Origin of the sequence: Rhodococcoides corynebacterioides, from assembly GCF_019834675.1 — a bacterium.
GTDB lineage: Bacteria > Actinomycetota > Actinomycetes > Mycobacteriales > Mycobacteriaceae > Rhodococcoides > Rhodococcoides corynebacterioides_A.
The window spans coordinates 331,153-355,750 of sequence record NZ_JABUBU010000002.1; the positions used below are offsets into that span (position 1 = coordinate 331,153).

Annotated in this window: 26 protein-coding genes and 4 tRNA genes; 9 read left to right on the forward strand and 21 right to left on the reverse strand. The window is 71.2% G+C overall.

Annotation, left to right across the window (positions count from 1 at the left end; genetic code table 11):
• From secF to HQ603_RS05885, 9 genes are all read right to left on the reverse strand, one after another.
• Nucleotides 1–1,248, reverse strand: coding sequence for a protein translocase subunit SecF (gene secF, locus HQ603_RS05845; protein ID WP_222683595.1), 1,248 nt, complete (start codon nt 1,246–1,248; stop codon nt 1–3).
• A gap of 3 nt (nt 1,249–1,251) precedes the next feature.
• Complete coding sequence (secD, locus tag HQ603_RS05850) at nt 1,252–3,033, reverse strand: protein translocase subunit SecD (RefSeq protein WP_222683596.1); 1,782 nt, start codon at nt 3,031–3,033, stop codon at nt 1,252–1,254.
• A gap of 171 nt (nt 3,034–3,204) precedes the next feature.
• A complete protein-coding gene (yajC, locus tag HQ603_RS05855) occupies nt 3,205–3,603 on the reverse strand; it encodes a preprotein translocase subunit YajC (RefSeq protein WP_222683597.1) in 399 nt (132 codons plus the stop codon).
• A gap of 107 nt (nt 3,604–3,710) precedes the next feature.
• Nucleotides 3,711–4,796, reverse strand: coding sequence for a Holliday junction branch migration DNA helicase RuvB (ruvB, locus tag HQ603_RS05860; protein WP_222683598.1), 1,086 nt, complete (start codon nt 4,794–4,796; stop codon nt 3,711–3,713).
• Nucleotides 4,793–5,392, reverse strand: a complete 600-nt coding sequence (gene ruvA / locus HQ603_RS05865; RefSeq protein ID WP_222683599.1) for a Holliday junction branch migration protein RuvA — start codon at nt 5,390–5,392, stop codon at nt 4,793–4,795. The genes ruvB and ruvA overlap by 4 nt, the downstream gene beginning before the upstream one ends.
• The gene (gene ruvC / locus HQ603_RS05870) at nt 5,393–5,989 is read right to left on the reverse strand and encodes a crossover junction endodeoxyribonuclease RuvC (protein ID WP_222683600.1); all 597 of its coding nucleotides are present in this window, start codon (nt 5,987–5,989) and stop codon (nt 5,393–5,395) included.
• A 142-nt stretch (nt 5,990–6,131) separates the two neighbouring features.
• Nucleotides 6,132–6,887 carry a YebC/PmpR family DNA-binding transcriptional regulator gene (locus HQ603_RS05875; protein ID WP_222683601.1) on the reverse strand — a complete coding sequence of 252 codons (756 nt, stop codon included), beginning with the start codon at nt 6,885–6,887 and terminating at the stop codon, nt 6,132–6,134.
• Nucleotides 6,888–6,928: 41 nt separating this feature from the next.
• A complete protein-coding gene (gene pdxT / locus HQ603_RS05880; protein WP_222683602.1) occupies nt 6,929–7,594 on the reverse strand; it encodes a pyridoxal 5'-phosphate synthase glutaminase subunit PdxT in 666 nt (221 codons plus the stop codon).
• On the reverse strand, nt 7,591–8,442 hold the full coding sequence (locus HQ603_RS05885) for an acyl-CoA thioesterase (protein WP_222683735.1): 852 nt from the start codon (nt 8,440–8,442) through the stop codon (nt 7,591–7,593). The genes pdxT and HQ603_RS05885 overlap by 4 nt, the downstream gene beginning before the upstream one ends.
• Nucleotides 8,443–8,536: 94 nt before the next feature.
• Between HQ603_RS05885 and HQ603_RS05890 the strand changes: the two genes are divergently transcribed.
• A complete protein-coding gene (locus HQ603_RS05890) occupies nt 8,537–9,148 on the forward strand; it encodes a hypothetical protein (protein WP_222683603.1) in 612 nt (203 codons plus the stop codon).
• Nucleotides 9,149–9,176: 28 nt separating this feature from the next.
• Here the strand turns inward: HQ603_RS05890 and pdxS are convergent, their stop codons facing one another.
• From pdxS to HQ603_RS05940, 10 genes are all read right to left on the reverse strand, one after another.
• Nucleotides 9,177–10,112 (reverse strand): pyridoxal 5'-phosphate synthase lyase subunit PdxS, encoded by a 936-nt coding sequence (pdxS, locus tag HQ603_RS05895; protein WP_222683604.1) that lies wholly within the window; start codon nt 10,110–10,112, stop codon nt 9,177–9,179.
• Between the two features lie 115 nt (nt 10,113–10,227).
• Nucleotides 10,228–11,241 carry an NUDIX hydrolase gene (locus HQ603_RS05900; RefSeq protein WP_222683605.1) on the reverse strand — a complete coding sequence of 338 codons (1,014 nt, stop codon included), beginning with the start codon at nt 11,239–11,241 and terminating at the stop codon, nt 10,228–10,230.
• Nucleotides 11,238–12,362: a glycosyltransferase family 4 protein gene (locus tag HQ603_RS05905; protein ID WP_222683606.1), complete on the reverse strand. Its 1,125-nt coding sequence runs from the start codon at nt 12,360–12,362 to the stop codon at nt 11,238–11,240. The genes HQ603_RS05900 and HQ603_RS05905 overlap by 4 nt, the downstream gene beginning before the upstream one ends.
• A complete protein-coding gene (locus HQ603_RS05910; RefSeq protein WP_222683607.1) occupies nt 12,359–13,270 on the reverse strand; it encodes a phosphatidylinositol mannoside acyltransferase in 912 nt (303 codons plus the stop codon). The genes HQ603_RS05905 and HQ603_RS05910 overlap by 4 nt, the downstream gene beginning before the upstream one ends.
• Nucleotides 13,267–13,947 carry a phosphatidylinositol phosphate synthase gene (gene pgsA, locus HQ603_RS05915; protein ID WP_222683608.1) on the reverse strand — a complete coding sequence of 227 codons (681 nt, stop codon included), beginning with the start codon at nt 13,945–13,947 and terminating at the stop codon, nt 13,267–13,269. The genes HQ603_RS05910 and pgsA overlap by 4 nt, the downstream gene beginning before the upstream one ends.
• A 4-nt stretch (nt 13,948–13,951) precedes the next feature.
• Nucleotides 13,952–14,500, reverse strand: a complete 549-nt coding sequence (locus HQ603_RS05920) for an HIT family protein (RefSeq protein ID WP_222683609.1) — start codon at nt 14,498–14,500, stop codon at nt 13,952–13,954.
• A complete protein-coding gene (gene thrS / locus HQ603_RS05925) occupies nt 14,497–16,566 on the reverse strand; it encodes a threonine--tRNA ligase (RefSeq protein ID WP_222683610.1) in 2,070 nt (689 codons plus the stop codon). The genes HQ603_RS05920 and thrS overlap by 4 nt, the downstream gene beginning before the upstream one ends.
• A gap of 115 nt (nt 16,567–16,681) precedes the next feature.
• Nucleotides 16,682–17,443: a hypothetical protein gene (locus HQ603_RS05930; protein WP_222683611.1), complete on the reverse strand. Its 762-nt coding sequence runs from the start codon at nt 17,441–17,443 to the stop codon at nt 16,682–16,684.
• Nucleotides 17,401–17,850 carry a TIGR02611 family protein gene (locus HQ603_RS05935; RefSeq protein WP_371830970.1) on the reverse strand — a complete coding sequence of 150 codons (450 nt, stop codon included), beginning with the start codon at nt 17,848–17,850 and terminating at the stop codon, nt 17,401–17,403. The genes HQ603_RS05930 and HQ603_RS05935 overlap by 43 nt, the downstream gene beginning before the upstream one ends.
• A gap of 108 nt (nt 17,851–17,958) precedes the next feature.
• Nucleotides 17,959–18,030: transfer RNA gene (locus tag HQ603_RS05940), tRNA-Val, on the reverse strand.
• A gap of 244 nt (nt 18,031–18,274) precedes the next feature.
• On the opposite strand from HQ603_RS05940, the gene HQ603_RS05945 reads away from it, so the two are divergent.
• The 3 genes from HQ603_RS05945 (at nt 18,275) to HQ603_RS05955 (ending at nt 18,563) form a co-directional block, all read left to right on the forward strand.
• A tRNA-Gly gene (locus HQ603_RS05945) sits at nt 18,275–18,347 on the forward strand.
• Between the two features lie 40 nt (nt 18,348–18,387).
• A tRNA-Cys gene (locus HQ603_RS05950) sits at nt 18,388–18,458 on the forward strand.
• Nucleotides 18,459–18,488: 30 nt separating this feature from the next.
• Nucleotides 18,489–18,563: transfer RNA gene (locus HQ603_RS05955), tRNA-Val, on the forward strand.
• Nucleotides 18,564–18,630: 67 nt separating this feature from the next.
• Here HQ603_RS05955 and HQ603_RS05960 read toward each other — a convergent pair.
• On the reverse strand, nt 18,631–18,870 hold the full coding sequence (locus HQ603_RS05960; RefSeq protein WP_222683612.1) for a hypothetical protein: 240 nt from the start codon (nt 18,868–18,870) through the stop codon (nt 18,631–18,633).
• Nucleotides 18,871–19,009: 139 nt separating this feature from the next.
• Here HQ603_RS05960 and HQ603_RS05965 point away from each other — a divergent pair, with 139 nt between their 5' ends.
• Nucleotides 19,010–19,330, forward strand: a complete 321-nt coding sequence (locus HQ603_RS05965; RefSeq protein WP_222683613.1) for a hypothetical protein — start codon at nt 19,010–19,012, stop codon at nt 19,328–19,330.
• A complete protein-coding gene (locus tag HQ603_RS05970; protein ID WP_222683614.1) occupies nt 19,327–19,863 on the forward strand; it encodes a GNAT family N-acetyltransferase in 537 nt (178 codons plus the stop codon). The genes HQ603_RS05965 and HQ603_RS05970 overlap by 4 nt, the downstream gene beginning before the upstream one ends.
• Before the next feature lie 6 nt (nt 19,864–19,869).
• On the opposite strand, the gene zapE is transcribed toward HQ603_RS05970, so the two are convergent.
• Nucleotides 19,870–20,880, reverse strand: coding sequence for a cell division protein ZapE (gene zapE, locus HQ603_RS05975; RefSeq protein WP_222683615.1), 1,011 nt, complete (start codon nt 20,878–20,880; stop codon nt 19,870–19,872).
• A gap of 26 nt (nt 20,881–20,906) precedes the next feature.
• Here zapE and HQ603_RS05980 point away from each other — a divergent pair, with 26 nt between their 5' ends.
• The 3 genes from HQ603_RS05980 to HQ603_RS05990 are packed head-to-tail and all read left to right on the forward strand — an operon-like array spanning nt 20,907 to nt 24,595.
• Nucleotides 20,907–21,665 carry a pyrimidine reductase family protein gene (locus tag HQ603_RS05980; protein ID WP_222683616.1) on the forward strand — a complete coding sequence of 253 codons (759 nt, stop codon included), beginning with the start codon at nt 20,907–20,909 and terminating at the stop codon, nt 21,663–21,665.
• 29 nt (nt 21,666–21,694) lie between these two features.
• Entirely contained in the window at nt 21,695–23,275 is a 1,581-nt protein-coding gene (locus tag HQ603_RS05985) for an alpha/beta fold hydrolase (protein ID WP_222683617.1), read from the forward strand.
• A 21-nt stretch (nt 23,276–23,296) separates the two neighbouring features.
• Nucleotides 23,297–24,595: a glycosyltransferase family 87 protein gene (locus HQ603_RS05990; protein ID WP_222683618.1), complete on the forward strand. Its 1,299-nt coding sequence runs from the start codon at nt 23,297–23,299 to the stop codon at nt 24,593–24,595.
• Nucleotides 24,596–24,598 lie beyond the last annotated feature (3 nt).

Here is a 24,598-nt window from a genome sequence, read left to right on the forward strand (position 1 = left end):
TCAGCGCCTCCGCTTGGCCCGCTTGCCGGTCGGCCGCGAGCGCGGCCCGTCGGTGCTGCTCCGCGCGCCCGCGCGCGGCCCGTCGGTGCTGCTCCGACGCGGCTTCTGGACGGAGACGGTCGCACCCGCCGACGGGGAGGCGTCGCTCGCGCCACCGGCCGTCGCGGGTGCGGCGCCGCCGCTGCGCCGCTGAGCGGCCTCGGCCCGCTTGGCGTGCACCTTGCGGGTGTGGGCGGCCACGGGCCCCCACCGTTCCTTGAGGGTGACCAGCAGCGGGGTGGCGAAGAAGATCGAGGAGTAGGCGCCGACCACGATGCCCACCAGCTGCACCAGCGCGAGATCCTTGAGCGTGCCGACGCCCAGCAGCCAGACGGCGATGACCATGAGGGCGATGACCGGCAGCACGCTGATGACGGTGGTGTTGATCGACCGCATGAGGGTCTGGTTGACGGCGAGGTTGGCCTGCTCGGCGTAGGTGCGCCGGTTGAGGTGCAGGACGCCGCGGGTGTTCTCCTCGACCTTGTCGAACACCACGACGGAGTCGTAGAGCGAGAAGCCGAGAATGGTCAGCAGGCCGATGACGGTGGCCGGGGTGACCTCGAAGCCCACCAGGGAGTAGAAGCCCGCGGTGACGAGGATGTCGAAGAACAGGGCCGCGATACCGGCGACCGCCATGTCCCGCTCGTATCGAATGGCGATGTAGATGCTCACCAGCACGAGGAACACGGCGAGCGCGATCAACGCCTTGTCGGTGATCTGCGATCCCCACGTCTCGCTGACGTCGGTGAACGTGACGGCGTCCGGGGTGGCCTCACCGTCGGCGTTCTGCGGCGCGAACGCGTCGAACAGGGCGGTCTGCAACGACGACGCCTGGCCGGGGTCGAGGGTCTCCGAGCGGATCTGGATGGTGGCGCCCGATCCGGTGCCGACCGTCTGCACGGCCACCGGCTCGGTGCCGAGCGTGTCGGTGTAGATCTGCTCGACCTGTGCGGTCTCGACGCCCCCGGCGGCGGGGAACTGCACGCGGGTGCCGCCCTCGAAGTCGATGCCCAGTGTGAAGCCGCGCACCAGGATGGACAGCAGCGATGCGGCGACGATGACCGCGGTGACGATGTACCAGAGTCGGCGGCGTCCGATGATGTCGAACGCACCGGTTCCGGTGTAGAGCCGCGAGAGCAGGCTCCGCCCGTGGTCGGCGGTCTCCGGTGCCGTGTCCGCGATCGGGGTGTCGGTGGTGGTTCCGGCCATGGATCAGGCCTCCTTGTCGGCGCCGGCGACGGCGGCGGTCTTGGCGGCGGCGGCACGCTTGCGCGCACGGGCGATCTCCTGCACCGCGCCGAGACCGTTGACGGACGGGCGGGACCAGAACTCGGACCGCGAGGCGAGGTTGACCAGCGGCCACGTCACGAGCACCACGATCACGATGTCGAGCAGCGTCGACAGGCCGAGCGTGAACGCGAAGCCGCGCACCTGACCGACGGCCAGCACGTACAGCACGGCGGCGGCGATGAAGCTGACCGCGTTGCCGGACAGAATCGTGCGCCGGGCGCGTGCCCACCCGCGCGGAACGGCGGACCGGAAGCTGCGGCCCTCGCGGATCTCGTCCTTGATGCGTTCGAAGAACACGACGAACGAGTCGGCGGTCATACCGATACCGATGATCAGACCGGCGATGCCGGCGAGGTCGAGGGTGAAGTCGATCCACCGGCCCAGGAGCACGAGGATGCCGTAGATCGCGGCCAGGGAGAGCACCAGCGACAGGGCGGTCAGGATGCCGAGCATCCGGTAGTAGAGCAGGCAGTACAGCAGGACCAGGACCAGGCCCACGGCGCCCGCGATCAGACCGGCCTCCAGGGACGCCAGGCCGAGGGTCGCGGAGACCGTCTCCGCCTCGGACGCGGCGAAGGACAGCGGGAGCGAGCCGTACTTCAGGGTGTTGGCGAGTTCACGCGCGCTGTCGGCGGTGAAGTTGCCGGTGATCTGCGTGGCGCTGCCCGACGGGGTGGCGCCCTGGATCACCGGTGCGCTGACCACCTTGGAGTCGAGGGTGAACGCCGCCTGCTGGCCGATGTTGGCCGCGGTGAACTGCGCCCAGGTGTCGCCGCCGGTGGTGTCGAAGCTGAGCGAGACGACGTTGCGGGACTGCTGGGTGTCGAACTGGGACGACGCGTCCGCGATCTGCTGACCGTCGATGATCGACGGCCCGAGCACGTACACCGAGGTGCCGTCGGTCGAGCAGGCCACCAGCGGCAGGGCGGGATCGTCGTTGCCCTGCAGCGGGTCCGGTGCCGAGCAGACGATGGTCGCGGCGGCCTGCTGCTGCACGGCCGGATCCTCGCTCTGGCGCCGCGCCTTGGCCTCGGCGATCGCGTCCGCGGTCTCGTCGGGCGAGGACTCGGCGGGTGCGGCGCCCGGCTCCGACCCGGCGTCCTGCTCGGTCGGCGCGGTGTCGGTCGGCGCGGTGTCGGTGGGCGCGGTGTCGGTCGGCGCGGCAGGCTCCGTGGGGTCCTGCGCCGGGAACGGCCGGTTCTGCGGGGCCGGCACGGCGGGATCGACCGGCGCAGCGGGATCGACCGGCGCGGCGGGATCGACCGGCGCGGCGGGATCGACTGGCGCAGCCGGATCGGTCGGCGCCGGGGTGCCCGGAGCGGTGGGCTGTGCGGCCTGGATCACCGGCCGGATGTAGAGGCGGGCCGTCTGGCCCAGCGTGCGCGCCTGCGACGAGTCGTCGCCGGGCACGGTGATGACCAGGTTCTGGCCGTCGATGACCACCTCGGAGCCGGACACGCCCAGTCCGTTGACGCGCGTCTCGATGATCTGCTGGGCCTGGCGCAGGCTGTCCTGGCTCGGGGCACTGCCGTCGGGAGTCCGCGCGGTCAGCGTGACCCGGGTACCGCCCTGCAGGTCGATGCCCAGTTTGGGGGTGGGCGACTTGTCACCGGTGAGGAACACCAAGCCGTAGATCAGTGCGACCAACGCCCCGAACAGGGCGAGATACCGCACCGGATACGACGATCCGCTGGACGATGCCACGATTGCTGCTTCTCCTCGGATGTTCGGGGTCGGGGTTCGGGATTCTCGGGCCGGGACGAGTCGGCTCCGGTCCGAAGCCCGATCGACCGTACCCTCTCGCGGACACGACACCGCCCCCGAGGACGTCCTCGGGGGCGGTGGGTGGCCGGGGCGCGGGGCCCGATCGGCCGATCAGTCCTTGGTCAGGCGGGGCGCCGCGGCGTCCGTGTCCGTGGTGCGGCCGTTCTCCAGCGCATCGACACGCGCGCCGGCGTCGACGGTCTCGTCGTAGTCGGTGGCGGTGGCGGTGGTCTGCTCGAACTCGTCGGCCTCGTCCTGATCGGCGACGACCTCGCGGACGACGACGCGCGACCAGGTGGTGATGATGCCGGGCGCGATCTCGAGGTCGACGGTGTCGTCGGTGAGGTCGTCGACCAGGCCGTGCAGTCCGGCGGTGGTGATCACGCGGTCACCGACGCTGAGCGACTGCTGCAGTTCGGAGACCTTCGCCATCTCCTTCTTCTGTCGGCGGATACCCATGAACATGGGCACCAGGAGCGCAAGAATGAGAAGGGGAAACAGCAGTTCCATCGGAAACGTCAATCCTCGTGATCGGGGGTGAATGGTGGCGGGCTCGACCGGGGGAACGGCTGCCCACCGCGTGTCCAGTGTGCCACGCCGATGCCCGTTTCGGGCGATCAGGACTCGTCGAACAGGGTCCGCTGCGGCTCGTTGACCCGCACGGCGATACCGCCGACGGCCAGGTCGGGCGGGGGAACCAGCCCCAGTCGCTCCCAGGCCGCCGCCGTCGCGACGCGGCCCCGCGGTGTCCGCGCGATCATGCCCGCGCGCACCAGGTACGGCTCGCACACCTCCTCGACGGTGGCGGGTTCCTCCCCCACCGCCACGGCGAGCGTCGACACCCCCACCGGCCCGCCGCCGAAGCTGCGCACCAGCGCGCCGAGGACCGCGCGGTCGAGCCGGTCCAGTCCGAGTTCGTCCACGTCGTAGACGTCGAGCGCCGCGCGCGCCACGGCCAGGGTGACCCGGCCGTCGGCGCGCACCTCCGCGTAGTCGCGCACGCGGCGGAGCAGTCGGTTGGCGATACGCGGGGTCCCGCGGGAGCGGCCCGCGATCTCCGCGGCCGCGTCGGCCTCGATCCGCACCCCCAGAATCCCGGCCGACCGCGTGAGGATGCGCTCGAGCTCCTGCGGGTCGTAGAAGTCCATGTGCGCGGTGAACCCGAAACGGTCGCGCAACGGGCCGGTGAGCGCACCGGATCGGGTGGTCGCTCCGACCAGCGTGAACGGCGCGACGTCGAGGGGAATGGACGTCGCGCCCGGTCCTTTCCCGACCACGACGTCCACCCGGAAGTCCTCCATGGCCAGGTACAGCATCTCCTCGGCCGGGCGCGCGATGCGGTGGATCTCGTCGATGAACAGCACGTCGCCCTCGACCAGGTTGCTGAGCATGGCGGCGAGGTCGCCGGCCCGCTCGAGCGCCGGGCCGGACGTCAGGCGCAGGGCGCTGCCGAGTTCGGCGGCGATGATCATGGCCATCGAGGTCTTGCCCAGACCGGGCGGGCCGGACAGCAGGATGTGATCGGGTGTGCCGCCGCGCTGGGTCGCGCCCTGCAGCACCAGGTGCAGTTGCTCACGGACACGCGGCTGGCCGATGAAGTCGTCGAGCGATTTCGGGCGCAGGCTCGCGTCGAGATCGCCGTCGTCGGGTCGGACCTCGGCGGTGACGGGCGAGGGGTCCTCCGGCCGATCCTCGTCCGTCATCGGGAACGTCCGAGCGTCGACAGGGCGGACCGCAGGGCGACGGAGGTGCTCGCGTCGGGCGAGTCCACGAGGACCGCGTCGACGGCGGTCTCGGCCTGCTTGACCGGGAAGCCGAGGCCGACCAGCGCCTCGACGACCTGATCTCGGACCGCGCCCGCCCCGGCGGGGCCGGCGGCGGTGGCCGGCGCCGCCACCACGCCGTCGATCTTGTCCCGGAGCTCGACGACCATGCGCTCGGCGCCGCGCTTGCCGATACCCGGTACCCGCGTCAGTGCGGCGGTGTTGCCGTCGGCGAGGGCGGTGCGCAGCGCGTCGGGTTCGAGCACCGCCAGCACCGCCATGGCGAGCCGGGGGCCGACCCCCGACACGGTCTGCAGCAACCCGAACAGGTCGCGCGAGGTCCCGTCGGTGAACCCGTACAGGGTCATCGAGTCCTCGCGGACGATCATCGACGTCACCAGCGTGGCCTCGGACCCGCGCGTGAGCGACGCGAGGGTGGCCGGCGTGACGTTCACGCGGTAGCCGAGACCGGCCGCCTCCACGACGACGTGGTCGAGGGCGATGTCCAGCACGGTGCCGCGAACGGAGGAGATCATCTAGCGCGTCGCTCCCGGGGTGATGGTGCGCGCGCGGTGAGCGGCGCGCTGCTGGGTGAGTTTCTTCTCGTACGCCGCCTTCGCCGCGGCGGCCTGCTTCTCGGCCGCGGCCATGCGCGCGAGCATCGGGGCCCGCCAGCAGTGGCAGATGGCGAGGGCCAACGCGTCCGCGGCGTCCGCTGGGCGCGGTGCCCGCTGCATGCCGAGAATGCGGGTCACCATCGCGGTCACCTGGGCCTTGTCCGCCGAGCCGTTGCCCGTCACCGCGGCCTTGACCTCGCTGGGGGTGTGGAAGGCGACCGGGATTCCCCGACGCGCGGCGGCGAGGGCGATCACGCCGCCGGCCTGCGCGGTGCCCATCGCCGTCCGCACGTTGTTCTGCGAGAACACCCGCTCGACGGCGACGACGGTCGGTCGGTGGGTGTCCAGCCAGTACTCGGCCGACTCCGCGATGAGCAGGAGGCGTTCGGCGAGGTCGAGGTCGGCCGGCGTGCGCACGACATCGACGTCGAGTGCGGTCACGGCACGCCCGGCGCCGCCCTCGACGAGGCTCAGGCCGCACCGGGTCAGGCCCGGATCGACTCCCATCACACGCAACCGGACCGCACTCCTTCTGCCGGGACGACCACGAGCCGGGCGCCTACGAACTGTTGTTCGATACTGTAACGCCCGGGGCGGGAGTGACCGGCGAGCGACACGGCGCACGGCCGCGCGCCCATCGACACGGCGCGCCCCGAGCTCAGTCGGCGTCGAGCTCCGCCATGACCTCGTCGCTGATGTCGACGTTGGAGTAGACGTTCTGCACGTCGTCGCTGTCCTCGAGCGCGTCGATGAGCTTGAACACCTTGCGCGCGCCCTCGGCGTCGACCGGCACGCTGACCGACGGTTGGAAGCTGGCCTCGGCGGAGTCGTAGTCGATGCCCGCCTCCTGCAGCGCGGACCGGACGGCCACCAGGTCGGTCGGCTCGGAGACCACCTCGAAGGTGTCACCGTTGTCCTTGACCTCCTCGGCGCCCGCGTCGAGCACCGCCATGAGGACGTCGTCCTCGCTCTGGCCGTTCTTCTCGAGCGTCACGACGCCCTTGCGCGAGAAGAGGTAGGCGACGGATCCGGGGTCCGCCATGTTGCCGCCGTTGCGGGTCATGGCCACGCGGACCTCGCCGGCGGCGCGGTTGCGGTTGTCGGTCAGGCACTCGATCAGCACCGCCACGCCGTTGGGCCCGTAGCCCTCGTACATGATGGTCTGCCAGTCGGCGCCGCCCGCCTCCTCACCGGCGCCGCGCTTGCGCGCACGCTCGATGTTGTCGTTGGGGACCGAGGTCTTCTTCGCCTTCTGGATCGCGTCGTAGAGCGTCGGGTTGCCGGCCGGATCACCGCCGCCGGTGCGGGCTGCGACCTCGATGTTCTTGATCAACTTGGCGAAGGACTTGCCACGACGGGCGTCGATGACGGCCTTCTTGTGCTTGGTGGTAGCCCATTTGGAGTGGCCGCTCATCGGCAAATGCCCCTTTCGTACCGGCGGAGAACGGATCCAGCTTACGCGGACAGCGAGGGCCGACCGTCCGCCCGCGCCGTGCCGCCGGCCGGCTCCGCACGCTCGGCGGCCGCCCGCACCATGTCGACGAACATCGCGTGGATGCGCCGATCACCCGTGACCTCGGGGTGGAACGACGTCGCGAGCACCGAGTTCTGGCGTACCGCGACGACGCGGCCCGCGGCCGGACCCGCGGGAACGGTGGCGAGCACTTCGACGTCGGGGCCCACGCGTTCGACCCAGGGCGCGCGGATGAACACCGCGTGGACGGGCGGCCCGGACACCCCGACGACGTCGAGATCGGCCTCGAAGGAGTCGACCTGGCGGCCGAAGGCGTTGCGTCGCACCGTCACGTCGAGTCCGTCGAGGTGGACGGCGTCGGGTCGGGTGTCGAGAATCTCCGACGCCAGCAGGATCATGCCCGCGCAGGATCCGTAGGTGGGCAGTCCGCCCGCGACGGCCGCGCGCAGCGGATCGAGCAGGCCGAAGGTGCGCAGCAGCAGCCCCATCGTGGTGGACTCGCCACCCGGGATCACCAGACCGTCGACGGCGGCGAGCTCGGCGGGACGACGAACGCCCACCGCCCGCACCCCGGCGGCCTCGAGTGCGGCGAGATGCTCGCGCACGTCCCCCTGCAGCGCGAGCACCCCGACGACGGGGTCGGTCACCGGCCGGTGTCCAGACCCGGCGTGTGCGCCGCGGTCCGGTCGAAGCGCATGAGGCCCTCCTGGGTGACGGCGGCGACCATGCGGCCCTCCCGGTCGTAGATCCGACCCTGGGTGAGCGCGCGGCCGAGCCCCGCCGACGGCGACGTCTGGTCGTAGAGCAGCCACTCGTCGGCGCGGAACGGACGCAGGAACCACAGGGCGTGGTCGAGCGACGCAGTCTGCGTGGCGACGTCCTCGTGCGGAACCTTCGCCGAGCCGAGCAGCGTCATGTCCGACATGTAGGCGAGGGCACAGACGTGGAAGACCTGATCGTCCGGCAGCGGATCACGGTAGCGAATCCAGACCTGTTGCTGCGCAGCCAGACTCGCGCTCCGGGTCAGTTTGTCCGCCGGCACGAGCCGGACGTCCCACCGGCTCCACTCGCGGAAGAAGAGCTTGCGGGCCGACGACTCGTCGTCCGCGAGATCGGGCAGTTCCTCCGGTCCCACCACGGTGGGCATCCGGTCCTGGTGCTCGATGCCCTCGTCCTCGACGTGGAACGACGCCGACATGGTGAAGATGGCCTTGCCGTCCTGGATGCCGGTCACCCGACGCGTGGCGAACGAGCGGCCGTCACGGATGCGGTCGACGGTGAAGACCGTCGGCTCGTTCGGATTGCCGGGACGCAGGAAGTAGCCGTGCAGAGAGTGCACCCGGAACGCCGCGTCGACGGTCTTGACCGCGGACACCAGGGCCTGACCGGCCACCTGGCCGCCGAAGGTGCGCTGCAACTCGCTGGGGATGGAGCTGCCCCGGTAGATGTCGTTCTCGATGCGCTCCAGTTCGAGAATCTCTTCGATGCCGGCCATGGCTGCCTCTCTCACGATCGGACCGTCCCCCGCGCCGACCCGCGGCGCCGGGGAGAGTGTTCCAGAGTGCGCACCCCGGGGAACAATCAGGCCGATGCCGTCCTACTCCGCCACCACCCTCGACGACGTCGCCGACGCCGTGGTGGACCGACTGCGGGCGACGACCGGTCGGCGCGTGGTGATCGTCGACGGCGCCGACGCCGCGCGCCCGATCGACCTGGCCGCCCGCATCACCGACCGACTCCGCACGGAGGGTCGCGCCGCCGACGTCGTCGACCTCCACGGGTGGGTCCGACCGGCGTCGCTGCGCCTGGAATACGGCCGCACCGACGAGTTGTCCTACCGCACGGCCTGGTTCGACCACGACGGCCTGGCGCGCGAGGTGATCGGGGCGCTCCGCGACCACGGCCGCTGGCTACCCGCGATCTGGGATCCGGCCACCGATCGGTCCGCCCGCCTGCGCGTGGTCCCGGCCGCGGCGGACCAGGTCCTGGTTCTCGCCGGCCCCATGCTGCTCGGCCGCGGACTCGGGGCCGACCTCACCGTGGCGCTCACGCTGTCGTCCTCCGCCCTCCGCCGCCTCACCCCGGCGGACGAGCAGTGGACCGTCGACGCGCTCACCGCCTGGACCGCGGATCACGACGAGACGCCGGACGTCGAGGTGAAGGTCGATCACCCCGACCGTCCGGCGCTGCGTGTGTTCTGACGGCCCGTGTGTCCCGAAAGCGCGCGGGTCACCAGCCGCGTTCGGCCAACCGGTGCGGCTGCGGGATCTCGTCGACGTTGATGCCGACCATCGCCTCGCCCAGCCCGCGGGAGACGTCGGCAATGACGTCGGGATCGTCGTGGAAGGTGGTGGCCTTGACGATCGCCGCCGCCCGCTGCTCGGGATTGCCGGACTTGAAGATGCCGGAGCCGACGAACACGCCCTCGGCGCCGAGCTGCATCATCATGGCGGCGTCGGCGGGGGTGGCGATACCGCCGGCGGTGAAGAGCGTGACCGGGAGCTTGCCGGTCCGCGCCACCTCGACCACCAGGTCGTACGGCGCCTGCAGTTCCTTCGCCGCGACGTAGAGCTCGTCCTCGGGCAGCGAGGTCAGGTGCCGGATCTGATCGCGCAGCGTGCGCATGTGCGTGGTCGCGTTGGAGACGTCGCCGGTGCCGGCTTCACCCTTGGAGCGGATCATCGCCGCGCCCTCGGTGATGCGACGCAGGGCCTCGCCGAGGTTGGTGGCGCCGCACACGAACGGCACGGTGAAGCGCCACTTGTCGATGTGGTTGGCGTAGTCCGCGGGGGTCAGCACCTCGGACTCGTCGACGTAGTCGACGCCCAGGCTCTGCAGGACCTGTGCCTCGACGAAGTGGCCGATGCGTGCCTTCGCCATGACGGGAATCGACACGGCGGCCTTGATGCCGTCGATCATGTCCGGGTCACTCATGCGCGAGACGCCGCCCTGGGCGCGGATGTCGGCGGGGACCCGCTCGAGGGCCATGACGGCGACGGCGCCGGCCTGCTCGGCGATCTTCGCCTGGTCGGCGGTCACGACGTCCATGATGACGCCGCCCTTGAGCATCTCCGCCATGCCGCGCTTGACGCGGGCGGTTCCGGTCTCCGATGTGTCCGACCGGTGGGCGGATCCGTTGCGCTGGGGGGCTGCTGCGGTGGTCACGAACGAACTCCTTGTCGCGTCGACGCGGCACGAACGTGCCGAGAACGACGTCGACAGTAATTCCGACTGGACCCCTTCGCAGTAACCAGTCGCGTATCGCTGGCCTGCCTGCCGGTCATGCGATGGCGCGCACGTCCGGATCCGAGCGCATCGCGAGCACCGTGTCGGCCTCGTCGAGCAGTTCGGCCATCGCGCGCGGATACACCGCATCCCCCGAGGCGGCGAACCGTCGGATGTCGTCCGCCGTGCACCACCGGTGATCGGTGACCACGCGGCGTTCGAGGTCGGTGAACCCCGTCGACACCGGCTCGAACGCGTCCGCACGCAGCGCGAAGAACAGCTCCTCGGACTTGATCACCCGACCGTCGAACGTGAACGTCGCCGTACGTCGCCACATCGGCCCGCGCAGATCCTCGGCCGACGCCTGCAGACCCGTCTCCTCGGCGAGCTCGCGGACGGCGGCGTCCCGCAGCGTCTCCCCCACCTCGACCTCGCCGCCGATGGTGAACCAGAAGTGGACGTCGGGAACGCGGGGGTCGTGGCCGCGCAGCAGCAGGACGCGACCGCGCTCGTCCATCAGCACCACGCGGGCCGAGGTCCGGGTGCGGGCCGCGGCGACGGGCGCGGTCGTGGTGTCCCGCTCGGTGATCTCGAAGTAGGTCGGCATCGGCGCGGTGCCGCCGAGCCGCAGCCAGCGCACGGGGCGCCGGGACCGGAGCGCGAGCGTGTCGCGCACCGCGTCGTTGTGGAAACGCCGCGCGATCTGCACGCGCGCCTCCGCGTCGGCGAGCTCCGAGACCAGCTGCGGATTCAGCCGGGTGAGATCGATTCGGCCGATGGCCACCGACACGGCGTTCTCCGCGCTCTCGCGGTCCGCCCGGTCGGCGCGTTCCGCGCGGTCGGCCAACGACGTCAGGGTGCGCGCGGGGGTGTCGGGGCCGTCCAGGGTTGACGCCACGGCGCGCGTGACCACGGACCGCCGCGCGAGCGCCGCCTCGAGGGACTGCCACGCGCGGTCGTACCGCACGTGCAGCCGGTCCAGTCGGTGCGCCGTGGAGTACGCCCACAGCGCGGCGAGCACCAGGAGCACCGCGAGCAGGACGCCGAGCGCCACGAACGCCGCGGTCATTCCGCCACCCCGACGGTCCGGCCGGGCACCGCGACGGTCTCGTAGACCCGCACGATCTGCTCGGCGACCACGGGCCAGTCGTAGTTCACGACCACCCGCGACGCCTCCGCCACCAGGGCGTCCCGACGGGCGTCGTCGTCCAGCATCGAGACGACCTCCGCGGCGAGCGCGTCGGCATCGCCCACCGGGAACAGGGCCCCGGCCGTCCCGCCCCGCAGGACCCGCCGGAACGCGTCCAGATCGGACGCGACGACGGGAGCGCCGGCCGCCATCGCCTCGACCAGCACGATGCCGAAGCTCTCGCCGCCGGTGTTGGGCGCGCAGTAGACGTCCGCGGACCGCAGGGCCGACGCCTTCTCGGCGTCGGTGGTCTGGCCGAGGAAGCGGAAGTGGTGGGCCAGGGGGCCTGCCTCCTGGCGGAGCTTCTGCTCGTCGCCGCGGCCGACCACGAGCACCTCGAGGTCGGGATGCGCGGCGACGATGCGGCCGAGGGCGCCGAGCAGGGTCGCCATGCCCTTGCGCGGCTCGTCGTACCGGCCGACGAACAGCACGGTCTTCCCCGCGCGGGGGTAGCCGGGCAACCGCGGCGCCTCGCGGAACGCCGGAACGTGCACCCCGTTGGGGATCTCCACGGCGTCGGTCCCGAGCGCCTCGACCTGCCACCGACGTGCGAGCTCGCTGACCGCGACGCGACCGGCGATCTTCTCGTGGTACGGCCGCAGCACGCCCTGAAAGGTGCTGAGCAGCAACGACTTCGTGGTCGACGCGTGGAACGTGGCGACGATGGGGCCGTCCGCGATCTTCAGCGACAGCATCGACAGGCTCGGGGCGTTGGGCTCGTGGATGTGGAGGACGTCGAACTCGCCCTTGTCGATCCACGCCTTGATGCGGCTGTAGGTGACCGGGCCGAACGCGAGCCGCGCCACGGACCCGTTGTAGGGGAAGCTCAGCGCCTTGCCGGTGGAGACGACGAAGTCCGGAAGCACGGTGTCGTCGCTCGCCGGGGCGAGCACGCTCACCTTGTGGCCCCGCTGGATCAGCACCTCCGCCAGTTCGGCCACGTGGGCCTGCACGCCGCCGGGCACGTCGAACGAGTAGGGGCAGACGATGCCGATCCTCACCGATCGTCCCCCGTCATCCGCGCCCGACGCGCGTCGGACAGGTCGTCCCACCACAGCGGCTGCAGCATGTGCCAGTCCTCGGGGTGCGCCGCGATGTTGGCCGCGAAGCGATCGGCCAGCTGCTGCGTCGCGTCCTCGACCCCGCCAGACACGTCGAGGGGCGGCTCGACCGAGAAACCCCACCCGGACTCGGTGAACCAGCAGTGCACCGGGAGCAGCGCCGCACCGGTGTCGACGGCCAACCGCGCCGGTCCCGCGGGCATGCGCGTGGGCTCCCCGAAGAACGTGACCGGCACCCCGTGCCGCGCGAGGTCCCGCTCCCCCAGCAGGCACACGACGCCGCCCGCCTCGAGCCGGTCGCGCAACTGCTCGAACGGGGGCCGCTCACCACCGCTGAGCGGAAAGATCTCGAACCCCAACGACTCCCGATAGGCGACGAACCGTCGGTACAGCGATTCCGGTCGGAGCCGTTCGGCGACGGTGGTGAACTGCCCGTGGGTCTGCGTCAGCCACACCCCGGCCATGTCCCAGTTCCCGCTGTGCGGGAGGGCCAGGACGGCGCCGCGTCCCGCGGCGAGCGCCGCGTCCAGATGCTCCTTGCCGGTCACCGACGCGTCGATGCTGCGGGCCTGCGCGGCGAGGTCCATCGACGGCAGCCGGAACGCCTCGCGCCAGTACCGGGCGTAGGACCGCACCGACGCCCGGACCACCTCGTCCGGAACGTCCGCCGGCGTCGTCCCGAGCACGCGAGCGAGGTTGCGTCGCAGCTGCTCCGGGCCGCCGCCGCGACGCGCGGCCACGTCCGCGCCGGCGTCGAACAGCCGACGCGCCAGGCCTTCCGGCAACGCCCGGACCACCCGCCAGCCGGCGACGTAGCCCGCGGCGCCGAGCTGCTCGCCGAGGCTCACGAGGACTGGCCCGGTTCGATCCGGTTCCGTTCCGGCTGGATGGGGATGATGTCGCGCGCCCCCGCGGAATTGCGCACGGCGAGCACGCGCTGGAAGACGGTGACGATGCTGGCGGCGGCCAGGAAGTACGTCGCCACGGGGAGGGCGAACTGCAGCCACTCCCACGACGCCAGTTGACCGATACCGGTCAGGCCCGAGCCGACCAGCACGATGACCAGACGATCGGGGCGTTCGATCCAACCCCCGTCGGCGGACAGGCCGCTCGCCTCCGCCCGCGCCTTCGCGTAGGAGATGACCTGCGAGGTCACCAGGCACACCAGCATCGCGACCAACAGCGGCCGGTCGTTCTGATGGAAGATCGCCCACCAGGACAGCCCGGCGAAGATGGCGCCGTCGGCCACCCGGTCGCACGTGGCGTCCAGCACCGCGCCGTACTTGCTGCCGCCGCCCCGCGCCCGCGCCATCGCCCCGTCGAGCATGTCGAACATCACGAAGAGCCAGATGACCAGCGTCCCGATGAACAGGTGGTCCGTCGGGAACAGCGTGACCGCCGCGACGACGCTGACGACGGTGCCGATGATCGTCACCGAGTCGGGCGTCAGGCCGGTGCTGTTCAGGGCCCGGCCGAGCGGCGCGGTGACCTTGCTGGCCGACGCCCGCCCGAAGATGCTCAGCACGTGGTCAGTCCTTCCACGCGTCGGCGAGGAGCGCTCGGGTGTCCCGCAGCAACTGCGGCATGACCTTCGCGCCACCGATCACGGTGATGAAGTTGGCGTCGCCTCCCCACCGGGGGACGACGTGCTGATGCAGATGCTCGGCCAGCGACCCGCCCGCGGGCGCACCGAGGTTGAGTCCGACGTTGAACCCGTGCGGCCGCGAGACTTTCTTGATGGTACGAATCGCCTGCTGCGTGAAGCGCATCAACTCGATGCTCTCCACGTCGGTCAGGTCCTCGAGCGCCGCCACCTTGCGGTACGGCACCACCATGAGATGGCCGGGGTTGTACGGGTAGAGGTTCAGCACCGCGTAGACCTGCTCGCCGCGCGCGACCACCAGCCCGTCCTCGTCGGCGAGCGTCGGGATGTGGGTAAACGGTTCGGTCACGGCCTTGTCGTCGCCGGTGCCCGGCGCCGTCGCGATGTACGACATCCGGTGCGGTGACCACAGCCGTTGCAGGCGGTCCTCGTCGCCGACTCCGTGGTCGACGATCGTGCCGTCGGGGCCGCTCACGTCGACTCCGGGGCGGGCACGAGGTCACCGAGCAACGCGGCTGTGGGCGAGGCGTTGCGCCGCTCCGCCACCCACGCGCCGACGGCCGCGACGGCCGTGTCCACCGGGACCCCGTTGATCTGGGTGCCGTCGCGGAAACGGAAGGACACGGCGCCGGCCTCGACGTCGCGCTCACCGGCCAGGAGCATGAACGGCACCTTCTGTGTGGTGTGCGTGCGGATCTTCTTCTGCATCCGGTCGTCGCCCGCGTCGACCTCGGCGCGCACGCCCGCGGCCTTCAGGGCGCCGACGACGGCGAACAGGTGGTCCTGGTGCGCCTCGGCGACGGGGATGCCGACCACCTGCACGGGGGCCAGCCACGCCGGGAACGCGCCGGCGTAGTGCTCGGTGAGCACGCCGAAGAAGCGCTCGATGGACCCGAACAGGGCCCGGTGGATCATGACGGGCCGCTGCTTGGTGCCGTCGGGCCCGGTGTACTCGAGCACGAAGCGCTCGGGCAGGTTGAAGTCGAGCTGGATGGTCGACATCTGCCACGTGCGGCCCAGCGCGTCCTTGGCCTGCACCGAGATCTTGGGGCCGTAGAACGCGGCGCCGCCCGGATCCGGAACCAGCTGCAGCCCGGACGCCTCGGCGACCTCGGCGAGCGTCGCCGTCGCCTCCTCCCACACCGCGTCGGACCCCACCGACTTCTCCGGGTTCCGGGTGGAGAGCTCGAGGTAGAAGTCGTCGAGGCCGTAGTCCTTCAGCAGCCCCAGCACGAACTGCAGGGTCCGCGTGAGCTCGTCGCGCATCTGCTCGCGCGTGCAGTAGATGTGCGCGTCGTCCTGCGTCATGCCGCGCACGCGGGTGAGGCCGTGGATGACGCCGGACTTCTCGTACCGGTACACCGACCCGAACTCGAACAGGCGCAACGGGAGTTCGCGGTACGACCGCCCGCGCGAATCGAAGATCAGGTTGTGCATCGGGCAGTTCATCGGCTTGAGGTAGTAGTCCTGGCCGGGCTTGCGCACCTCGCCGTTCTCGTCGAGCTCGGCATCGAGGTGCATCGCCGGGAACATGCCGTCCTTGTACCAGTCCAGGTGACCGGAGACCTCGTACAGCGTGCTCTTGGTGATGTGCGGCGAGTAGACGAACTCGTAGCCCTCGGCCACGTGTCGGCTCCGCGAGTAGTCCTCGAGCTCCTTGCGGACGATGCCGCCCTTGGGATGAAACACCGGCAGCCCGGATCCCAACTCGTCGGGGAAGCTGAACAGGTCCAGCTCGGACCCGAGCCGGCGATGGTCGCGGCGCTCGGCTTCGGCCAGCAGCTCCAGGTAGGCGTCGAGCGCCTCCTGCGACTCCCACGCCGTGCCGTAGACGCGCTGCAGACCGGCGTTGTCCTGGTTCCCGCGCCAGTAGGCGGCCGAGCTGCGGGTGAGCGTGAACGCCGGGATGTACTTGGTGGTGGGGACGTGCGGGCCGCGGCACAGATCGCCCCACTCCCGCTCGCCCGTGCGGGGGTTGAGGTTGTCGTAGGCGGTGAGCTCTCCCCCGCCGACCTCCATGACCTCGGGGTCGTCGGCCGAGCCCTTGTCGTCGACCAGCTCGAGCTTGTACGGCTCGTCCTGCAACTCGGCCTTCGCCGCGTCCAGGGACTCGTACACCCGCCGCGAGAACCGCTGACCGCTCTTGACGATCTGTTTCATCTTCTTCTCGAGCTTGGCCAGATCGTCCGGCGTGAAGGGCTCCGCGACGTCGAAGTCGTAGTAGAAGCCGTTCTCGATGGGCGGGCCGATGCCCAGCTTGGCCTGCGGGAACAACTCCTGGACCGCCTGGGCCAGCACGTGCGCCGCGGAATGGCGGATGACGCTGCGGCCGTCCTCGGAATCGGCGCGCACCGGCTCGACGACAGTGTCGGTCTCCGGCGCCCAGGACAGATCCCGCAGGCGGCCCTCGGCGTCCCGGACCACCACGACGGCGCCCGGCCCCTTGTTGGGCAGGTCCGTGTCACGCAACGCCGTGCCGGCGGTCGTCCCGGCCGCCACGCTGATGCGGGGTGCGGGACCAGCGGACTCGGTGATGCTCACGGTGATGTGCTCCTCGGTACGACGGCGTCGGGACTGGGGGGACGGGTGACACGGATCGGTGACAGCGTATCGGCACCCGGCGTCACGGGTTCCCCCGCGCCGCAGGACCGCCCGGTCAGCGCCCGACCAGCGTCGCCCACCGTGCCGCGCGGTCCTGCGGGGTGCGTCGTGGACAGCTCGTGCAGAGGTCCTCGCCGGCGTCGACCACCCGGCAGCAGGAGCTGCGGCGGAGGAAGCGTCTTGTGCTGCCGTTCGCCGAGACGTCGACGAAGCGCGGCTGCGGGAACCGGTGTCGACGACGCTCGGCGGTCAGCGTCTGCGCCCAGCGCGGCGCGTCGGCCACCCGGTTCAGTGCCGTCGCCACGTCGAGCGCGCGGTTGGCGACGCTGTCGGAGGCGATCGCCCACAGACTCGCCCCGGACACGGACGGAACCCGGTCGCGCACCCGGCCCACCAGCGAGTCCACGACGTCGGCGAACGCCGCCGCGGCGCCGGGCCCGTCCACGGTGACCGCCGCGCCGAGCGAGGCGAGGGTGCCGGTGTCGCCGACCGTGACCACGGCCGACGGGTGGGCGGGATCGACACACCGCCCGGTGACCGCCAGCTGCGCCACGAGGACGGTGGCGAGGGTCGAACTCGAGCCGTACCACCACAGCGTCGCCAGCACGGCGGGAGAGACGTCCGGCCACCGCACGGCGGCGCGATCGAGCACCGCGCCGAGATCGAGAGACCCGAGGGGCGGCGACCCCGGCGGGACGTGGAACGACGACGCCGCCCACGGCAGAGCCCGCGCGGCGGCAGCGACGACCGCCCCGGGCTCGGTCGACGGCGGTATCAGAGCGGGCTCTGCAGCCAGGCCCAGTCCAGGCCCACCCAACCGCCGGCCAGTTCGAGCGCGCCGAGCACCCAGAGGGTGGCGACGACGACGGCGGCCGTGAACAGGACACCGAGGCCCTTGATCACGATGTTCTGCTTCTCGAACCACGCCATGAAGGCGTCGTAGCGGGCCCGCACCCACCGCAGAACCGTCTTGGCCCAGGCGAATTCCGACGCGAGGATGCCCAGGCCGGCGAAGACGATGAGCCAGCCGGGACCCGGATACGGGATGGCGACGATGCCGACCGCGAGAACGAGAGTGCCGACCACCCCGACCCCGATCCGGTACGCCCGGTCCACCGTGGGGCGGGACGCGAGACCGTCGCGCCACCGGCGGTAGGAGCTCGGCTCGCGGGTGCGGCGGGTGGCCGCAGCGGTGGGCCGCACGCTCGTGTCGTCGCTGTTCACGGGATTCAGGGTACCGACGTGAGCGTCGGACCGGACGAGTCGAGGCCGACGAACGACAGCAGGCCCGCACCGGGTATCGGTGCGGGCCTGCCGGCGATGCTTCTGCGGTGGTCCCGGCTGGGTTCGAACCAGCGACCTCCCCGGTGTGAACGGGACGCTCTTCCACTGAGCCACGGGACCGCGTACGCGCTTCCGATCGGAACCGGACGCTCGAACGAGGAGGAACACTAGCACGCAGCCGACGCGGCCCCAAAAGCGCCGGGTCATCACCGAACGGTGCTCGATCCGGCCCCGTCCGCGGACGGTGCCGACACCCGGCGAATCGGTCGTACACGCCGCGTGAACAGGCGATTTGTGACTCGCGGACACAGTGGGCTAATGTTTCGAACCGCACCACGGAGGCGGCAACGCCACCGAGGAGCGTGCGGACGTGGCGCAGCTGGTAGCGCACAACCTTGCCAAGGTTGGGGTCGCGGGTTCGAATCCCGTCGTCCGCTCGAGGGTATCGAGATCTCGATTCAGGGATCCCGTCACCACGGTGGAGTGGCCGAGTGGTGAGGCAACGGCCTGCAAAGCCGTGCACACGGGTTCGATTCCCGTCTCCACCTCGTTACCCGGTCCGTGATCCACCGGGTCCCGCGCGATTAGCTCAGCGGGAGAGCGCTTCCCTGACACGGAAGAGGTCACTGGTTCAATCCCAGTATCGCGCACCAGAGTTCACCGAAAGGCCCCCCTTTTCGCAGGGGGGCCTTTCGCGTCGTCGGGACCGGTTCGATGGCCTCAGACGCGGTAGCGCTCGGCCAACTCCTCGAGCCGACGCGTGGTGGCGTCGTCGTCGACCACGCGCTGTCCGTCCTCCTCGACGACGTGCACGTGATCGTGCACGTACTGAATCCACTCGTGATCGGCCACCAGCTGATCGCTGCCGTACGCGCCGGCCTCGTCGACCGCCGTCTGCACGGCGGCCTTCACCCGATCCGCGCGGGCGAGGAACCACTGCTCGGTCATTCGGTCCGTCATCTCGACTCCTCCGTCGGCCTGTCCGATTGTCACCTGTGCCACCTGTACCCCATCACGAAAGCGGGCTCACACCCCGACGCCGCGGCGAATCGGCCGAAGTCGGCCGGACCGCCCTCCCGGGGGTGGTTCACTGGAGGACATGTCCAGCTGGGTGTGGTTCGTGGTCGCCCTGGTGGTGGTCGACCTCGCCGTCGTGGTCACGTGGTTCGCCCTCCGGCACCGGTCGGCCGCCGCCGCACCGGGCCCCGCCACCGGTCATTCCGTCGACGCGGAGACGCGCACGGAGGTGGCCGCCCTGGTCACCGAGCACCGCACGGCGGAGGCCATGGCCCTGCTGCGTCGGCGGACCGGGATGCCGCTGCGCGAGGCGAAGGACACCGTCGACGCCATGACCGCCGGCGTGCGCGCGTCACGCCACGGCGCGGGCGCCCCGCGCGCCGACCACCACGGTGCGGCGTGATCGACGTCCTCACCGTCCGACCGGCAGTGGACACGGACGTGCCCGCGCTCGCCGCGCTCGCTGCGCGCACCTTCCCGTTGGCGTGCCCACCGGGGACGGCGACGGCGGACATCGAGACGTTCGTGGCGGCGTCGTTGTCGGAGAACGCCTTTCGCGGCTACCTGCGCGACGAGGACCGTCGGGTGCTCGTCGCGGACCACGACGGCGTCCTGGTCGGGTACACGATGCTGGGCCTCCGTCCCCCGGACGATCGCGACGTGCGCGCCGCGGTGCGGGACATCCCCGCCGTCGAGGTGAACAAGATGTACGCCGACCCCGCGGCGCACGGTCGCGGCGCGGCCGGCGCCCTCATGGAGGCGGCGGTGGATGTCGCTCGCGACCTCGGTCGGGCGTCGCTGTGGCTCGGGGTCAACCACGCGAACGCGCGGGCGCAGGCCTTCTACCGCAAGTGCGGCTTCTCCCCCGTCGGGCATCGCCGCTTCGCGCTCGGCGACGTCCTGCACGAGGACTTCGTCTTCGAGCGCGTCCTGTAGGTCCGGTCAGACGGACGCGAAGCGCGAGAGCGCGAGCAGTCGCGACGTAGCACGCAGGTACTTCTTGCGGTAGCCGCCCTGCAGCATCTCCTCGGTGAAGAGCTCGTCCAGCTTGGCGCCGGACACCGTGACCGGCGTCCCCGCGTCGTAGAGCCGGTCGGCGAGGACGACGATGCGCAGCGCCACCGACTGGTCCGGTGCAGCGTGCACTCCGGAGACGAACACCTGCTCGACGCCCTCGATCAACTTGCCGTAGCGGGAGGGGTGGAGCGTGCTGAGGTGCTCGACCAGCGCGTCGAACTCGTCCAGCGACGCACCGTCGATGCGCTCGGCCGCCGCGGTGAGCTCCTCCGGCGACAAGGGGTCCGGGGCGGGCGGGAGATCGCGGTGGCGGTAGTCGGGCCCGTCGACTCGCACCGACTCGAAGATGGACCCGAGCTTCTTGATCTCGCGCAGGAAGTCCTGCGCCGCGAAGCGACCCTCGCCGAGTTGGCCGGGCAGCGTGTTGGACGTGGCGACGACGGACACGCCGCGGCCGGACAGTTCCGTCAGGAGGCGCGAGACGAGCATGGTGTCGCCGGGATCGTCGAGCTCGAACTCGTCGATGCACAGCACGCTGTGGTTCGACAGCTCCTCCAGCGCCTTGGTGAAGCCGAGGGCACCGACCACGTGGGTGAGCTCGACGAACGTGCCGAACGCCTTCGGCTCGGGCGAGGCGTGGTAGATCGACGCCAGCAGGTGGGTCTTGCCGACGCCGAATCCGCCGTCGAGGTAGAGCCCGGCACCGGTGGCCTGGGTCCTGCGGCCGAACAGCCCGCGCTTGCCACCCGACCGGATCTTGCCGACCTTGCCGGCGAACTCCTCCGCCTTCGCGACGGCCTCGGCCTGCGTCGGCTCGTTCGGATCCGGAATGTAGGACGCGAAGCTGACGTCGTCGAACATCGCGGGCGGGACCATGTTGGCGATCAACTGGTCGGCGGGCACCTCGGGGTTGCGATCGACCAGACGTGTCGGCATGACGACGAGGTTAACGACGTGGTGGGATGCCCCTTGTGCAGCGTATCGATAATGGGACCTACCTCACAGTGACCGACGACGACCTCGTCGATCTGTACGCGTATCCGGCCGACGACGATCGGGTTCGGATCCGCGTCAACTTCGTCTCCAGCATCGACGGGGCCGTGTCCGTCGACGGACGCAGCGGCGGTCTCGGCACGGACGCCGACCACGCCGTCTTCACGACGCTGCGCGACCTCGCCGACGCCGTGCTGGTGGGGGCGTCGACGGTGTCCGCCGAGGACTACGGCGGTGTGCGGGTGAGCGAGTCGGCGCGCGCGGCACGACGCGAGCGAGGTCAGGCGGAGGTGCCGCCCGTGGTCATCGTGAGCGGCTCGGCCTCCGTCGAGCCGGGGTGGTCGGTGCTCACCGACACCGAGGTGCCGCCGGTGATCGTGGTGTCGGCCTCCGCGGATGGTGAGCGGGTCCGCGCCCTGCGCGAGGCAGGTGCGCGCGTCGAGCAGCTCGACGGCGACGTCACCGGCGCCGGCGTCGTCGCCGTCCTCGACCGCCTGGGGCTGCGCCGCGTGCTGTGCGAGGGCGGGCCCGGCCTGTTCTCCACCCTGCTCGCCGAGGACGTCGTCGACGAAGTGTGTCTGACGACCAGCCCGATGGTCGCGGCGGGCGATGCCGGCCGAATCGCGTCCTCCGACACCGCGACACCGCGCGCGATGTCGCCCGCCCACGTTCTGCTGGACGACGACGGCACCGTGCTGATCCGGTGGGTGCGCGACCGCAGCCGGTGACGCCGCCGTTCTCTGGCACGCTGGTGCGCATGCAGACGCGTCGTGCCGGACGGCTTCCCGCTTCCGCCGGCTCGCTGTTGGTCGCCGCCGTCCTGCTCGCCGCGTGCGGCGCGGGGCCCTCGGCGCGACCGGACGTCGCGGTGGACGGCGGGACCGACGGTGGGTCTGCACCCGCGTCCTCGGCTCCGCCCGCGGCACCACCCGCGCTGGAGGTTCCGGTGACCGAACTGAACTGGAGCGACTGCACCGCCCGCCTCACTGCCACCGTGGGGGTGACCGCGGCGCCGGGCGCCGTGGTCGAGTGCGCCACCGTCACCACGCCGATCGACACCGAGGTGGCCTCGGACGGCACCTTCGAACTGGCCGTGACCCGCGTTCGGACCACGGCCACACCGAGCGATGCCGCCCCGGTGGTCTACACGTCGGGAACCGACCGGCCGTCGTTCGCGGACGTCGCCGCGCTGTCCGCGGCGCCGGACACCGCGCTGCTGGCGGCGCACCCGGTGGTGGGGGTGGACCGACGCGGAACCGGCAACTCCGCGCCGTTCGACTGCTACTCCGGCGCGACGTCCACCCGCAACGCGCTGATCGATCTCGGGCAGTACTCGCCCGGCGACGATCCCGTCGAGGCCACCGCGGCACTCGCCCGCGACGCCACCATCGCCTGCACCGACTTCCTTCAACCCGACGCGTTGGCGTTCTCGGTGACCGACAGCGCGGCCGATCTCGAGGCCCTGCGCCGGGCGTGGGGCGTGACGTCCCTGTCCCTGGTCGGCTCGGGCAACGGCGCCCTCGTCGCGCTCGCGTACGCCGCCGCGTTCGGCGATCACGTGGCCCGTCTCGTGCTCGACTCCCCCGCGAACGTCGTCACCGACGCCGTGCCCGCCGCCGAGCAGGTGGTGCGAGCGCGCGAGGCCGTCCTGACCGAGTTCGCGTCGCGCTGCGCCGCGATCGGATGCTCGCTCGGGGCGGATCCGCGCGCCGCCGTCGTCGACCTGCTCGCGCGCGCCGACGCCGGGGAGTTCGCTCCGCTGTCCGGTGCCACGGTGCGCGACGCCGTCGTCACGCTGCTGTCCTACCCCCGCTCGGCCGAGGCCGCCGACCGCCTCCGCGCGGCGTCGGACACCCTCGCGGCCGCGCGGTCCGGCGACACGACCGCCCTCACCCGCGTCGTCGACCTGACCCGAGGGTTCACCGCCACGGACGGCGTGTTCGTCGGCCGGTGCACCGACGGTCAGCAGTGGCCGGGGCCGGACCGCGTCCGGGAGCTGTCCACGGCGTGGTCGTCCCTCTATCCTGCGTACGGCGCGGTCGCGGCCCGCGCACTGCTGGCCTGCTCCGCCTGGCCGTCGTCCCCGCCGCCGCCCGTCCCGTCCGCACCCGGCGTGCCCGTCCTGATCCTCAGCGGTCGGAACGACGCCGTCGCGACGGCCGAGGCCCTGCCCACCGTCACCGGCGCCCTCGGATCCGCCGGTACCCGGACCGCGACGGTGACGTGGGACGGGCTCGGCCATCCGGTGCTCGTCGGGTCGGCCTGCGGACGGGCGGCGGTGACGTCGTACCTCGCCGCGGGCGACGTGCCGACGGGCGGGAATGCCTGTCCCGCCTGATGCTCGCGGTACCGTCCCCTCGTGTCTTCTCGTGAATCGCCGGTCTCGTCCGCACTCAGTGCCCTCGAACCGAGGACGGGTCGGACCACCGCGCAGGTCCTGACCTACGCCCTGTGGCCGATCGCGATTCTCACCGTGATCAACCGCGTGATCGTCAAGGCCGTCAACGGCAACATCACCGACGACTTCCGGCCGGTCTACAGCGCCGCTCTCGCGTTCCTCAACCGCCGTGAGGTCTACACCGCGAACTTCGACTCGGTGGACCCGCACTATCTGTATCCGCCGAGCGGCACCTTGTTGATCGCGCCGCTGGCGGTGCTCGACCCGGAGCGTTCGCGCTGGCTGTTCATCGGCGTCAACGCCGTCGCCGTGGTGATCGCCCTGTACGTGCTGCTGCGCCTGTTCGACCTGTCCGTCACCTCCGTCGCCGCGCCGGCCGTCCTGCTCGCCGCGTTCTCGACCGAGACGGTGACCAACACCCTGATCTTCACCAACGTCAACGGCCTGATCCTGCTCGGCGAGGTGCTCTTCCTGATGTTGCTGTTGCGCCGCCGGCAGTACTGGGCGGGCGCCGCGATCGGGCTGACCATCGCGGTGAAACCCACCCTGGCGCCGCTGCTGCTGCTCCCGCTGGTGCGCAAGGAATGGCGGGTGTTCGTCACCGCCGTCGGCCTGCCGGTGGTGCTCACCCTGCTGGCCCTGCCTCTCTCGGTGGACCCCTTCGCCTTCGTCTCGCACACCGTGCCGTACCTGCTCGAGACGCGCGACTACTTCAACAGCGCGATCGTGGGCAACGGGCTCTACTACGGCCTGCCCACCGGTTTGGTGCTCGCCCTGCGGGCGGTGTTCGCGGCGATGGTCGCCGTCTCGCTCTGGCTGCTGTGGAAGTACTACCGCCGGGACGAGCTCTTCTTCCTCGTGACCGCCGGCGGTCTGCTGTTGGTGGCGTCGTTCCTGCTGTCGTCGCTGGGGCAGATGTACTACTCGATGATGCTGTTCCCGCTGCTGATGTCGGTGGTGCTGCGGAACTCGGTGATGCGCAACTGGCCGGCGTGGCTCGCGGCGTACGGCTTCCTCAGCTACGACAGCTGGCTGGTGGGCCGGTTCCCCGAGTTCGGGCGCACCCTCGAATACCTGCGCGTGACGTGGGGATGGTCGCTGCTCATCGTCGTGATCTTCGCGGTGCTGGTGAACCGGTACCTGACGGCCAAGCGGGAGGGACGTCTCGCCGACGGCATCGACCCCGACTTCCTCACCGCTCGCCCCTCGGTGCGCACCGCCTCACCTGCGACGACGGCGGAGGCCGCCGAAACGCATTAGCGT

What these genes read in the sequence shown, in the direction of transcription:
- secF (WP_222683595.1), bottom strand. Translation starts at nt 1,248, where the DNA reads ATGGCCGGAACCACCACCGACACCCCGATCGCGGACACGGCACCGGAG.
- yajC (WP_222683597.1), bottom strand. Translation starts at nt 3,603, where the DNA reads ATGGAACTGCTGTTTCCCCTTCTCATTCTTGCGCTCCTGGTGCCCATG.
- ruvB (WP_222683598.1), bottom strand. Translation starts at nt 4,796, where the DNA reads ATGACGGACGAGGATCGGCCGGAGGACCCCTCGCCCGTCACCGCCGAG.
- ruvA (WP_222683599.1), bottom strand. Translation starts at nt 5,392, where the DNA reads ATGATCTCCTCCGTTCGCGGCACCGTGCTGGACATCGCCCTCGACCAC.
- HQ603_RS05875 (WP_222683601.1), bottom strand. Translation starts at nt 6,887, where the DNA reads ATGAGCGGCCACTCCAAATGGGCTACCACCAAGCACAAGAAGGCCGTC.
- HQ603_RS05885 (WP_222683735.1), bottom strand. Translation starts at nt 8,442, where the DNA reads ATGGCCGGCATCGAAGAGATTCTCGAACTGGAGCGCATCGAGAACGAC.
- HQ603_RS05890 (WP_222683603.1), top strand. Translation starts at nt 8,537, where the DNA reads ATGCCGTCCTACTCCGCCACCACCCTCGACGACGTCGCCGACGCCGTG.
- HQ603_RS05900 (WP_222683605.1), bottom strand. Translation starts at nt 11,241, where the DNA reads ATGACCGCGGCGTTCGTGGCGCTCGGCGTCCTGCTCGCGGTGCTCCTG.
- HQ603_RS05960 (WP_222683612.1), bottom strand. Translation starts at nt 18,870, where the DNA reads ATGACGGACCGAATGACCGAGCAGTGGTTCCTCGCCCGCGCGGATCGG.
- HQ603_RS05965 (WP_222683613.1), top strand. Translation starts at nt 19,010, where the DNA reads ATGTCCAGCTGGGTGTGGTTCGTGGTCGCCCTGGTGGTGGTCGACCTC.
- zapE (WP_222683615.1), bottom strand. Translation starts at nt 20,880, where the DNA reads ATGCCGACACGTCTGGTCGATCGCAACCCCGAGGTGCCCGCCGACCAG.
- HQ603_RS05980 (WP_222683616.1), top strand. Translation starts at nt 20,907, where the DNA reads ATGCCCCTTGTGCAGCGTATCGATAATGGGACCTACCTCACAGTGACC.
- HQ603_RS05985 (WP_222683617.1), top strand. Translation starts at nt 21,695, where the DNA reads ATGCAGACGCGTCGTGCCGGACGGCTTCCCGCTTCCGCCGGCTCGCTG.